Origin of the sequence: Streptomyces sp. 2A115 (genome assembly GCF_052245575.1) — a bacterium.
Taxonomy (GTDB): domain Bacteria; phylum Actinomycetota; class Actinomycetes; order Streptomycetales; family Streptomycetaceae; genus Streptomyces.
In genome coordinates, this window is record NZ_JBQQCG010000049.1 from 71706 (window position 1) to 83981 (window position 12276).

Consider the following 12276-nt stretch of genomic DNA (forward strand, 5'->3'; position numbering starts at 1 on the left):
GGCCTCACGCGCGTTTCCGGGAACCGTGGACCGGTCCGCGGGTACACCCTTGGGCTGACCGCGGGTGAGCGAATCGCGAACGCCTGTCCGGAAAATGCCGTCCGCCTCCCTGCGCCCGGCCCCTCACGCGCCTACGCTCACTCCGTGCTCCGTATCACCGACGCCCGAACCGGCCGGCCCACCGACGCCGCCCCCGCCCGCCGCGGCCTGACCCGCGTCGAGGCCCATGTGCCGCGCCCCGACACCACCGGCCTGCGGGTTCTCCTGGTCGCCGACGTCCTCGTGCGCGCCCTGGAAATCAGCGGGACCCCCGTCTGGACCGTGCTGACCGGCGCGGAGGGACGCACGGAACTCCGGCAGCGCGCCAACGCACTCGGCATCCGGCCGTTCGAGGAGGAACGGGACAGCGGAGCCGGGCTTGGCGAGGCCCAGGTTCTGCATGTGCTCGGTCCGGACGCCGAGGCGGTGGACGGACTGCGGGTCGAGGTCGCCCCGGTCGACGACGAGAGCGGGGCGGACGACGACGAGAGCGCCTCGGCCCTGCGCCTCGCCCTGCTCGCGCGTCCCCGCCACGAGCCCGTCCGGCTCGGCGCGGCCGACCTCGCGGACGCCGAGGAGAACCTGAGGCACTGGCGAGGCGCCGTCGCCACCTGGGCCACCCGGCCGTCGGGCCCCATCCCCGATCCCGTCCGCCAACAACTGCGCGCCGCCTGGGAGGACGACCTGGACGTGCCCGCCGTACTCGGCGTACTGCGGAAGGTGGAGACGTCGGGGACCGTGCCGGACGGCGCCCGCTTCGAGACGTACGCCTACGCGGACCGGCTCCTCGGGCTCGAACTCACCCGTGACATCGGCCGCGAGGCCCCGTCGTGATCGCGCGCGCCGGAGCCGGCCCGCTGCGCCGGCTGGTCGTTCTGCGGCACGCCAAGTCCGCCTGGCCGGACGGCGTAGCCGACCATGAACGGCCGCTCGCGCCACGCGGCCGCCGCGACGCCCCCGCCGCCGGACGCGCGCTCGCCGAGGCCGACTGCCTGCCCGACCTCGCGCTCTGCTCCACCGCCGTACGCGCCCGGCAGACCTGGGAGCTGGCCGCCGCCCAGTGGGGCACGCCTCCTCTCGTACGACACGATCCGCGGCTGTACGCGGCCGACGTACCGGAGTTGCTGGAAGCCGTGCGCGAAGTGCCCGCCGAGGTCAACACGTTGCTGCTGATCGGGCACAACCCCGGCCTGGAGGAACTGGTGCTCACCCTGGCCGGGGACAGCCTCGACGACGCGCTGGACGACGTACGGACCAAGTTCCCCACTTCGGCGATCGCGGTCCTGGCCTGGCACGGCGACGCCTGGGAGTCCCTCGGCCACGGCATGGCACTGCTCACCGACATGATCGTGCCGCGGGGCAAGAAGGAGCACGGCAAGAAGAAGAGCTGACCGACCGGATTACGAGCCGAGTCGGCCTCAGTCGAACGCGCGACCGCCGCTCCGGGTCCTGCCCCGCCCGGCGCAGCACCTCGCGGGTTTCACGGGCGCGACCTCGCGCACGACCGGCGTTTTGTGCGGAGCGAGTGTTCACCACAGCGTCACGCGCACCGCCGGCGGGAGCGACCGGGTCGGACCGGACGGCAGCACGCGCGCGTGCGGCGCATACGCTGGCCCGATGCAGGACGAGTACCGCACGGTGGCCCGCGCAGGCGTGCACGAGACCGAGGTCAACCGCTCGCGCTTTCTCTGTGCCCTGGCGCCGGCGGCCACGGAACAGGAGGCCCAGGCTTTCGTCGCGGCCGTCCGCAAGGAGCACGCGGACGCGACGCACAACTGCTTCGCGTACGTCATCGGCGCCGACGCCGCAGTGCAGAAGGCGAGCGACGACGGCGAACCCGGCGGCACGGCGGGCGTCCCGATGCTCCAGATGCTGCTGCGGCGGGACATGCGGTACGTCGTCGCCGTCGTCACCCGCTACTACGGCGGCGTCAAACTCGGCGCGGGCGGACTCATCCGCGCCTACGGCGGCGCGGTGGGCGAGGCCCTTGACACGCTCGACACGATCACGCGTAAACGCTTTCGTCTCGCCACCGTCACGGTCGACCACCAGCGGGCCGGCAAGGTGCAGAACGATCTGCGGTCGACCGGGCGCGAGGTGCGTGACGTGCGCTACGAGGAGGCCGTCACGATCGAGATCGGGTTGCCGGACGCCGATGTGGAGGCGTTTCGGGGGTGGCTGGCAGACGTCACAGCCGGGACAGCGGTGTTCGAACTGGGCGGAGAGGTGTATGGGGACGCATAACGGGCCGTTACGGGAGTAGCCGCCCGTGATGTCCGACCCGGCCGTTAGTCTCGGGGATCATGAGGCTTCTGCACACTTCCGACTGGCATCTCGGCCGGGCGTTCCACCGGGTGAACATGCTCGGTGCCCAGGGCGAGTTCATCGGCCATCTCGTCACGACCGTGCGCGAGCGCGGAGTGGACGCGGTGGTCGTGTCGGGGGACGTGTACGACCGGGCGGTGCCCCCGCTGGCCGCGGTCGAGCTCTTCGACGACGCCCTGCACCGCCTGGCCGCCCTCGGCGTGCCCACGGTGATGATCTCCGGGAACCACGACTCGGCGCGCAGGCTCGGCGTCGGTGCCGGGCTCATCGACCGCGCGGGCATCCATCTGCGCACCGTGCCCTCGGCGTGCGGCACGCCGGTGGTGCTGGAGGACGCGTTCGGTGACGTGGTCTTCTACGGCCTGCCCTATCTCGAACCGGCGCTTGTGAAGGACGAGTTCGGCGTTGACAAGGCAGGCCACGAGGCCGTGCTCGCCGCCGCCATGGACCGGGTCCGCGCCGACCTCGCCACGCGCGCGCGGGGCACCCGTTCCGTCGTCCTCGCCCACGCCTTCGTCACCGGCGGCGAGGCCAGCGACAGCGAGCGGGACATCACGGTGGGCGGCGTCGCCTCCGTGCCCGCCGGGGTGTTCGACGGGGTCGACTACACCGCGCTCGGGCATCTGCACGGCAGCCAGACCATCACCGAGCGCGTGCGCTACTCGGGATCGCCGCTGCCGTATTCCTTCTCGGAGACGGACCACCGCAAGAGCATGTGGCTGGTCGACCTGGCAGCCGACGGTTCGGTCGAGGCCGAGCGCGTCGACTGCCCCGTGCCGCGCGCACTCGCCCGCATCCGTGGCCGGTTGGAGGACCTGCTCGCCGACCCCGAGCTGGCAGGCCACGAGGAGGCGTGGGTCGAGGCGACCCTGACCGATCCGGTGCGCCCGGCCGAGCCCATGGCGCGGCTCGTCGAACGCTTCCCGCACACGCTCAGCCTCGTCTTCGACCCCGAGCGAGCGCCGGACGACCCCGACGTCTCCTACGCCCGGCGCCTCGCGGGGCGCAGCGACCAGCAGATCGCGGAGGACTTCGTGGCCCATGTGCGCGGCGCCGGACCGGACTCGCGCGAACAGGCCGTGCTCCAGGGCGCGTTCGACGCGGTCCGTACCGACGACACCGTCCGCGAGGTCGCCCGGTGAAGCGGTACGACGTGGACATCGAGGGGGCGGGGACCCGATGAGGCTGCACCGGCTGCGGATCACCGCATTCGGGCCGTTCGGCGGCGCTCAGGAGGTCGACTTCGACGACCTTTCGGCCGCCGGGATCTTCCTGCTGCACGGACCGACGGGCGCCGGCAAGACCTCCGTCCTGGACGCCGTCTGCTACGCGCTGTACGGGTCGGTGCCGGGCGCCCGCCAGGGCGGTTCGCTGCGCAGCGACCACGCGGCGTCCGGCACCCGCACCGAGGTGACCCTCGAACTCACCGTCGCCGGACGACGGTTGGAGCTCACCAGGCAGCCGCCGTGGGAGCGCGCCAAGAAGCGCGGCTCCGGCACGACGATGGAGAAGGCGCAGAGCTGGCTGCGGGAGTACGACACCTCAGCGGGCTCCTGGAAGGACCTCAGCCGCTCCCACCAGGAGATCGGCGAGGAGATCACCCAGCTGCTCGGCATGAGCCGCGAGCAGTTCTGCCAGGTCGTGCTGCTGCCCCAGGGCGACTTCGCGCGCTTCCTGCGGGCCGACGCCGAGGCCAGGGGCAGGCTCCTCGGCCGTCTCTTCGACACCCGCCGCTTCGCCGCCGTCGAGCAGCGGCTGGCCGAACTCCGGCGGGCGGCCGAGACCCGAGTGCGGGCGGGTGACGCCGAGTTGCTCGCCGACGCGCACCGCATGCAGCAGGCGGCCGGTGACATTGTGGAGCTGCCCCTGCCCGACCTGAAGCCCGGTGACCCGGGGCTCGCCGAGTCCGTACTGGAGTGGGCGGCCGTCGCCAGGACCACGGCCCGCGAGAGGTTCACCGTCGCCCACTGTGCGCAGACGGCCGCCGAGTCGGCGCAGGTCGCGGCGGATCGCGAACTCGAGGACGTACGGGAAGTGGCGCGGCTCCAGCGCCGGTTCGCCGAGGCGCGGGAGCGGGCCGCGCGGCTGGAGGAGCGGTCCGGCGCGCACCGGGAGGCCCAGGCGCGGATGGAGCGTGCCCGTAAGGCCGAGGCGGTGGCACCCGCACTCGGGCTGCGCGAGGCGACGGAGGCGGAGCACCGGCGGGCGGCCGACTCCGAGGCACGCGCGCGTGCACTGCTCCCGGAGACCTTCGCCGACGCCGGTGCCACGGGCCTCGCGGCCGCCGCTCGCAAGGCCGCCGAGGAGCTGGGCGGACTGGAGTCGGCCCGCCGCGCCGAGCACCGGCTCACCGAACTCGTCACCGAACGCGACACGTTGGACCGCCAGGAGCGGGCCGACGAGGACGTACTGCAAGAAGCCGAGCTCTGGCTCGCCGAGTGGGAGGCGACCCGGGCGGGCCTCCAGACCCACATCGAATCGGCCCAGGAGTCCGCCACCCGGGCCGAGCAGCTCGCCCTCCAGCGGGAGCCCGCCCAGAAGCGGCTCACGGCGGCCCGGATGCGCGACCAGCTCGCCGGCGACACGGACGAGGCGCAGAAGCAGGTCCTCGCCTCGGGGGAACGGGCGTTGCAGGCCCGATCCCACTGGCTCGACGTCAAGGAGCAGCGCCTCAACGGCATCGCCGCCGAACTGGCCGCGAGCCTGACCGACGGCGAACCCTGCGCCGTCTGCGGCGCCACCGAACACCCCGCACCCGCGCGGAAGGTCGCCGGGCACGTCGACCGCGAGGCGGAGGAGCGCGCACTGGCCGTCTACCAGCGGGCCGACAAACAGCGCGCCGAGGACGAACAGCGGCTCGGCCTCGTACGCGAGGCGCTGGCCGCCGCCACTGCCGAGGCGGGTGACACCCCCACTGACCAACTCGCCGAGCAGGTCGAGGGGTTGGAGCGCCTGTTCACGGAGGCGCGGAGGAGCGCCGCGGGGCTGCACGCCGCGAACGAAGAGCTGAGACGAGGCGAGCAGGAGCGCGAACGGCGAGCCGCCGCCCGGCAGCAGGCAGCGGTCAGTGTGGCGTCCCGGGTGGGCCGCCGGGAAACGCTGGACCGCGAAAAAGCCTCCCTGGAAGAGGAGTTGACGCAGGCCCGAGGCGCCGCCGACAGCGTGTCCGCGCGCGCCGCCCAACTGGAGCGGCGGGTCGGCCTGCTCACCGAGGCCGCGGACACCGCGCGCGTCGCTGCCGACACCGCGCAGCGGCTCAAGGACGCCGACGCGCGACTCGCCGACGCGGCCTTCCGCGCCGGGTTCGACACACCGCAGGCCGCGGCGGCCGCGCTCCTCGACGACGCGGCCCACCGCGAGCTGCAACGGCGGCTCGACGCCTGGCAGCAGGAGGAGGTGGCCGTCCGCGCGGTGCTCGCCGAGACCGAGACGGCGGCCGCCGCGCAGCGACCGCCCGCCGAGCTGGAGGCGGCGGAGCAGGCCGCCTCCGACGCCGGCCGGCGGGTGCGTGAGGCCGCCTCCGCGCGGGACGCGACCGCCCGGCGTTGCACGGAGCTCGACCGGCTCACCGTCCGGGCGGCCGCGTCCGTACGCCGACTGGGGCCGCTGCGCGAGGAGTACGACCGCGTGGCCCGCCTCGCCACCCTCACGGCGGGCACCTCCGCGGACAACGAGCGCAAGATGCGCCTGGAGTCCTATGTACTCGCCGCCCGCCTGGAGCAGGTCGCGGCCGCCGCGACCGCGCGCCTTCAGCGCATGTCCTCCGGGCGCTACACCCTCGTCCACTCCGACGACCGCGCCGGGCGCGGCCGCAGTGGCCTCGGCCTGCATGTCGTCGACGCCTGGACCGGGCGCGAGCGCGACACGGCGACCCTGTCCGGCGGCGAGACGTTCTTCGCCTCCCTCGCGCTCGCGCTGGGCCTCGCGGACGTGGTCACCGACGAGGCCGGGGGCGTGCGGCTCGACACGCTCTTCATCGACGAGGGGTTCGGCAGCCTCGACGACCAGACGCTCGACGAGGTGCTCGACGTCCTCGACTCCTTGAGGGAGCGGGACCGCAGCGTGGGCATCGTCAGTCATGTCGCGGATCTGCGGCGGCGGATCCATGCGCAGTTGGAGGTCGTGAAGGGGCGGTCGGGATCGGTCGTACGGCAACGGGGAGAGTGACCGACAGCAGGGCCGGAGACCGACAGCGGTGTCAGTGACCGATCGGGCGGCGCGGCAGGGGAGACGAGTACACGACGCTCGTCGTCACCGACCCGAGCGTGCTGATCTTGCCCGACACCTCCTCCAAGTGACCCATCGAGCGGACCGCGACCTTGATGACGAAGCAGTCGTCGCCCGTGACGTGATGCGCTTCGAGGATCTCGGGCGTGGCGGCGACCAGGTCGTGGAACGGCTTGTAGTTGCCGTTGGGGTAGCGCAGCCGCACGAACGCGAGGATCGGCAGGCCGAGGCTCTCCGGGTCCACGACCGCCGCGTACCCCTGGATGACGCCCGCCTCCTCCAGCCGACGCACCCGTTCGGTGACCGCGCTCGCGGACATGGCGACGGCACGGGCCAGCTCGGCGAAGCTGGCCCGGCCCTCGCGCTGGAGGACGTCGAGGATGCGCCAGTCGGTGGCGTCCGGGGAATACGCGGTCATGGACGATGAATAGCAGGGAAATCCCTGGCTGATCAAGAGTAGGACCGTGGATCGGCCCTTCAGGAAGAGGTCACCGAGCCGTAGATTTCTGGCCATGACCGAGACAAGTACCCCTCCCCGCACCACGACTGCCACCACTACCGGCACCGCCGCGAACCCCGTTCTGCGCGTCGCCCCGGCATCGCCCGCCGCGGCCGCCGCCTACTTCTCCGCGAGCCTCGCCTTCCACACGGACGTGTCCGACGTCGCCGCCGCGCTGGCGGCCGACGGCGGACCCGGCTTCGTCCTCATCGACATCCGCTCCACGGAATCCTGGGACCAGGGCCACGTGCCCGGCGCGATGCACCTTCCCAACGCGCTCATCCCCGAGCAGGCGGAGCAACTCCTCGACAGGACCGTGCCGGTGGTCACGTACTGCTGGGGCCCGCACTGCAACGGCGCGACCCGGGGCGCCCTCGCCCTCGCCGAACTCGGCTTCCAGGTCAAGGAGATGCTCGGCGGCTTCGAGTACTGGGTGCGGGAGGGCTTCGAGTTCGAGACCTGGGAAGGGCGTGAGCGGCGTGCCGCCGACCCGTTGACGGTGCCGGTGGCCGCGGCGGACTGCGGCTGTTGACCTCTCACGGGATCCGTACGGAACCCGTGGGGAATCCGTACGGGAACAGTCGTATGACGATCTTGGGAGTCAGGCAAAGGAATCGTCAATTCTGGGCCCGCCCGGCGTGTAACTTCTCCGCATGGCGAGATACGCGGATCCGAGTTCGGTCGAGTGGGTTGAGTCGGGCGGAGGACCGCTCATTGCGATACCGGAAGTTGTGTTGCCCTTCTGGACGGGGGCGGACGGCGTCGAGCTGGCGTCCGACTACGACAGGGCGTGCGAGGTGGAGGGGTTCATCGGCCTGCTCCCCGTCGGGAACACCACGGCCCTCGTCCTCGGCGACGATCCCGCCTCGACGGCCTATCTGCCCGAGCACGACACCTTCGTACGGTGGTCCGCCGCGGAGTCCGAGCACGAACTCCTCGCCGGGGTTCCGACGGCCCTCGAAACCGCCGTGTGGGAGCGGGAGGTGCCCTGGGAGATCCCCGGAGCCGTGGTCCTGTTCGACGCTGCCTGGCCCGGCAACGAGTGCCAGAAGACGGGGCATCTGCGGGTCGCGCTGGAGCCGGGGCGGTACGCGGTGCGTGCGGCGCGTGTGGAGCCGGGGCCGGAGACGTGGATCGGGCTCGTCCAACTGCGGCGGCTGGCAGGCTGATTCAGACCGGAGGTGTACCAACTCGGGCCGTCGGCATGGAGATTCATCTCCGGTGCCGTGGCCCGCCCTGACTCCGAGTGGGGCCCGCGCTTCGAATGGGCCGGCGCCGGAAATCACGTGCGGCGCACGAACGCGCCCTCCATCATGGTTCGCCATGCCCCGACTCCCTCCCCCCACCACCGAAGACCTGCGCCGTGACCCCCTGCCGCTGCGCGGCCGGACCGCCCTCGTCACCGGCGCCAGCCGGCGCGGCGGGTTCGCGGCCGTGGCGATCAGCTCGGCCGGGGCCGCGGGACGAGGCGGAGTGGGTCACCGGTCAGGTCATCGACTCGGAGGGCGGGTTCCGGCGGGGGCCGTGACGTCGATGCGGGGACGGTCGGCGGCCGGGCTCACCTCAGTTCGACGAGCCCGGCCGCTGTCCGGGCTCAGAGCCGTGACAACTCGTCCACCAGGTCGTCCAGCCCCAGCGAACCCTGGGACAGCGCCGCCATGTGCCAGGCCTTCGCGTCGAACGCGTCGCCGTGGTGCTTCTTCGCGTTCTCGCGGCCAAGGAGCCAGGCGCGCTCGCCCAGCTTGTAGCCGATGGCCTGGCCGGGGATGGAGAGGTAGCGGGTCAGCTCGCTCTCCACGAAGTCCGCCGGGCGACTGCTGTGGGAGCCGAAGAACTCCTGCGCCAGCTCGGGGGTCCAGCGCTCGCCCGGGTGGTAGGGGGAGTCCGCCGGAATCTCCAGTTCCAGGTGCATGCCGATGTCGACGATGACGCGGGCCGCGCGCATCATCTGGGCGTCCAGGTAGCCGAGCCGTTCCTCCGCGTCCTTGAGGAAGCCGAGTTCGTCCATGAGCCGCTCCGCGTACAGCGCCCAGCCCTCGCAGTTGGCGCTGACGCCGCCGACGGTCGCCTGGTAGCGGGAGAGGTTCTCCGCGACGTGCGCCCACTGGGCGAGCTGGAGGTGATGGCCCGGGACACCCTCGTGGTACCAGGTCGACACCAGGTCGTACACCGGGAAGCGGGTCAGCCCCATCGTCGGCAGCCACGTACGGCCGGGGCGGGAGAAGTCCTCCGACGGTGCCGTGTAGTACGGGGCCGCGGCGCTGCCCGGCGGGGCGATGCGGGACTCCACCTTCCGTACCCGCTCGGCGAGTTCGAAGTGCGTGCCGTCCAGTTCCTCGATCGCCTGGTCCATCAGGCCCTGCAACCATTCGCGGACCTCGTCGACGCCCTCGATGTGCCGGCCGTGCTCATCCAGGTACGCGAGCGCCACCCATGGGGTCTCGGCGCCGGGCAGGACCTTCTCGGCCTCCTTCTTCATCTCGCCGAGGAGCCGGTGGTACTCGGCCCAGCCGTACGCGTACGCCTTGTCCAGGTCGAGATCCGTACCGTTGTAGTAGCGCGACCAGCGCGCGTACCGCTCACGGCCCACCGTGTCCGGCGCGCCCTCGATCGCGGGCGCGTAGACGTCACGCATCCAGTCGCGCAGCTCGACGACGGCGGCGGTCGCCGCGCGGGCCGCCTCGTCGAGTTCGCCTCGGAGGGTCTCTGGACCGGCCGACGAGAAGTCCTCGAACCAGCCTCGGCCCGAGCCGTCCGTGTCCGACCACTCGGTGAGCTGCTCGACGAACGTCGCGGTGGGGCGCGGGCCCGCGTACAGCTTGCGTTCCAGGCCGAGCGCGAGGGACTCGCGGTAACCGGCGAGGGCGGTGGGCACCGCACGCAGCCGCTCGGCGATCGCGGCCCAGTCCTCGTCCGTCTCCGTCGGTGTCACGGTGAACACTTCCCGCACCGAGTGAGCGGCCGTGGCCATGTTGCCGACGGATCGCAGTCCCTCCTCGGCCTCGTGCACGGCGAGTTCGGCGGAGAGCCGCTCGCGCAGCAGGCGTCCGCAACGCCGCTCGATGTCACTGTCAGCGCCCGGCTGCCGCTCCGCCTCGTCGAGCCGTGCCAGCGTCGCCCGCGCCAGCTCCGCGAGCGCCTCCTGACCGGCGGGCGAGGTGTCGGGCAGCCTGCTCGAACTCTCCTTCACGCCGAGATACGTACCGGTGACCGGGTCGAGGGCGATGAGGTCGTCGACGTACGCGTCGGCGACCTCTCGGGGCAGCGGGTTCTTCGTCTCTGACATGCGAACCATCCTCATACGAGGAGGTCGTGCGCGTCAGCTGGATTCCGCCGCGGCCGTGCGAGGGGCGGCCGGCGGCAGCAGGGGCCCGCAGTCCCACTGCTGGAAGATCAGCCGGGTCTCGACGCGGGCCACTTCGCGGTGCGCGGTGAAGCCGTCGAGGACCAGCCGTTGCAGGTCCGCCATGTCCGCGACCGCGACGTGCACGAGATAGTCGTCGGGCCCGGTGAGGTGGAAGACGGTACGAGACTCCGGCAGGGCCCTGATCCGCTCGACGAACGGCCCCACCAACTCCCGCCGGTGTGGCCTGACTTGTACGGACAGCAGCGCTTCCAGGCCCCTGCCCAGTTTGGCCGGATCGAGCCTCAGCTGATGGCCGAGGATGACGCCGGAGCGGCGCAGCCGGGTCACCCGGTCCAGACAGGTCGACGGCGCGACACCGACCTGGGCCGCGAGGTCGCGGTAGGTGGTCCGGGCGTCGTTCTGCAACAGCCGCAGGAGGTGGAGATCCACCGGGTCCAGTACGACGGATTCGGCCATGGACCGAACGTAACACGGGATTCCGCGCTCACGCTCCGTTCGTTGTTCAGGCTGGTGCGCATGGACTTCGGCAGCATTGATGTGGACGACACGTGTGACGACGTGGACGGAGCGGTGCGGGTCAGGGTCAAGGTGAGGGGGACCGCGCCGCGGGCCCTGGCCACCGAGGCCGTGCACGCCGGGCGGGACGACCTCGCCCGGCAGGGGCTGCACGCCCCGCCCATCGACCTGTCAACGACCTATCCGTCGTACGACAGCCGCGGCGAAGCCGCCCGTATCGACGCCTTCGCCACGGACGGGGCCGCGCCGGAGGGACCGCCGGTCTACGGCCGCCTCGGCAACCCGACCGTCGCCCGCTTCGAGACGGCCCTCGCGCGGCTGGAGGGCACCGAGAGCGCGGTCGCGTTCGCGAGTGGCATGGCCGCGCTGAGTGCCGTGCTGCTCGTGCGGAACGCGATGGGCCTGCGCCATGTCGTGGCCGTACGGCCCCTCTACGGATGCAGCGACCACCTGTTGACGGCCGGCCTGCTCGGGTCCGAGGTCACGTGGGTCGATCCGGCAGGGATCGCGGACGCCCTGCGGCCGGACACCGGTCTGGTGCTGGTCGAGTCGCCCGCCAATCCGACGCTCGCCGAACTCGATCTGCGGGCGATCGCCCACGCCTGTGGGAGCGTTCCACTGCTCGCGGACAACACGTTCGCCACGCCGGTGTTGCAGCGGCCCGCCGAGCAGGGCGCCCGGCTCGTACTGCACAGCGCCACCAAGTACCTGGGCGGTCATGGTGACGTGATGGCCGGAGTGGTGGCCTGCGACGAGGAGTTCGCCGGGCGGCTGCGCCAGGTCCGGTTCGCCACGGGGGGTGTCCTGCATCCGCTCGCCGGTTATCTGCTGCTGCGCGGGCTGTCCACGCTGCCCGTACGGGTCCGGGCCGCCTCCGCGAACGCCGCGGAACTGGCCCGCCGCCTCGCCGCCGACCCGCGCGTCGCTCGCGTCCACTATCCGCGGCTCGGCGGCGCCATGATCGCCTTTGAGATCCATGGCGCTCCCCACGAGGTGATCGCCTCCGTTCGCCTCATCACTCCGGCGGTGAGCCTCGGCAGCGTCGACACGCTGATCCAGCATCCGGCCTCGATCAGTCATCGCGTCGTGGACGCGGAGGACCGGCGCGGGTCCGGGGTCGGCGACCGGTTGTTGCGGCTGTCGGTGGGGCTGGAGGACGTGGAGGATCTTTGGAAAGACTTGGACGGGGCGTTGGGGGACGGGCGGGGCAGGCGGGTGGAAACGACGCTCGGCGAAGGCGACCCGGTGAAAGCGACCCGGTGAAAGCGGATCGGCGGCAGGCCCGGCGTGCTACGCACGGGCC

The 12276-nt window shown here is 72.2% G+C and carries 11 protein-coding genes and 1 pseudogene; 9 read left to right on the forward strand and 3 right to left on the reverse strand.

Features of this window, described 5'->3' with window-relative positions; translation table 11 throughout:
• Positions 1–144 precede the first annotated feature (144 nt).
• From ACTWQR_RS34215 to ACTWQR_RS34235, 5 genes are all read left to right on the forward strand, one after another.
• A complete protein-coding gene (locus ACTWQR_RS34215) occupies positions 145–873 on the forward strand; it encodes a hypothetical protein (protein ID WP_443231092.1) in 729 nt (242 codons plus the stop codon).
• Positions 870–1430 (forward strand): SixA phosphatase family protein, encoded by a 561-nt coding sequence (locus ACTWQR_RS34220; protein ID WP_443231093.1) that lies wholly within the window; start codon positions 870–872, stop codon positions 1428–1430. Before ACTWQR_RS34215 ends, ACTWQR_RS34220 begins: the two co-directional genes overlap by 4 nt.
• Positions 1431–1656: 226 nt before the next feature.
• Positions 1657–2283 (forward strand): YigZ family protein, encoded by a 627-nt coding sequence (locus ACTWQR_RS34225; RefSeq protein ID WP_443231094.1) that lies wholly within the window; start codon positions 1657–1659, stop codon positions 2281–2283.
• A gap of 59 nt (positions 2284–2342) precedes the next feature.
• Positions 2343–3506, forward strand: coding sequence for an exonuclease SbcCD subunit D (locus ACTWQR_RS34230; protein WP_443231095.1), 1164 nt, complete (start codon positions 2343–2345; stop codon positions 3504–3506).
• Positions 3507–3543: 37 nt separating this feature from the next.
• Complete coding sequence (locus ACTWQR_RS34235) at positions 3544–6531, forward strand: AAA family ATPase (RefSeq protein ID WP_443231096.1); 2988 nt, start codon at positions 3544–3546, stop codon at positions 6529–6531.
• 31 nt (positions 6532–6562) lie between these two features.
• Here the strand turns inward: ACTWQR_RS34235 and ACTWQR_RS34240 are convergent, their stop codons facing one another.
• Positions 6563–7009 carry an Lrp/AsnC family transcriptional regulator gene (locus ACTWQR_RS34240; RefSeq protein WP_443231097.1) on the reverse strand — a complete coding sequence of 149 codons (447 nt, stop codon included), beginning with the start codon at positions 7007–7009 and terminating at the stop codon, positions 6563–6565.
• A gap of 94 nt (positions 7010–7103) precedes the next feature.
• Here ACTWQR_RS34240 and ACTWQR_RS34245 point away from each other — a divergent pair, with 94 nt between their 5' ends.
• The 3 genes and pseudogenes from ACTWQR_RS34245 to ACTWQR_RS34255 all read left to right on the forward strand — a co-directional run.
• A complete protein-coding gene (locus ACTWQR_RS34245; protein ID WP_443231098.1) occupies positions 7104–7622 on the forward strand; it encodes a rhodanese-like domain-containing protein in 519 nt (172 codons plus the stop codon).
• A gap of 121 nt (positions 7623–7743) precedes the next feature.
• Complete coding sequence (locus tag ACTWQR_RS34250; RefSeq protein ID WP_443231099.1) at positions 7744–8259, forward strand: immunity 21 family protein; 516 nt, start codon at positions 7744–7746, stop codon at positions 8257–8259.
• A gap of 154 nt (positions 8260–8413) precedes the next feature.
• Positions 8414–8519, forward strand: a pseudogene (locus tag ACTWQR_RS34255) (SDR family oxidoreductase); the annotation flags it as partial.
• 165 nt (positions 8520–8684) lie between these two features.
• Here the strand turns inward: ACTWQR_RS34255 and ACTWQR_RS34260 are convergent.
• Complete coding sequence (locus tag ACTWQR_RS34260; RefSeq protein WP_443231100.1) at positions 8685–10376, reverse strand: DUF885 domain-containing protein; 1692 nt, start codon at positions 10374–10376, stop codon at positions 8685–8687.
• Between the two features lie 33 nt (positions 10377–10409).
• Positions 10410–10913, reverse strand: coding sequence for an Lrp/AsnC family transcriptional regulator (locus ACTWQR_RS34265; RefSeq protein ID WP_443231101.1), 504 nt, complete (start codon positions 10911–10913; stop codon positions 10410–10412).
• Positions 10914–10973: 60 nt separating this feature from the next.
• Here ACTWQR_RS34265 and ACTWQR_RS34270 point away from each other — a divergent pair, with 60 nt between their 5' ends.
• Positions 10974–12236, forward strand: coding sequence for a trans-sulfuration enzyme family protein (locus ACTWQR_RS34270; RefSeq protein ID WP_443231102.1), 1263 nt, complete (start codon positions 10974–10976; stop codon positions 12234–12236).
• Positions 12237–12276: the final 40 nt, after the last annotated feature.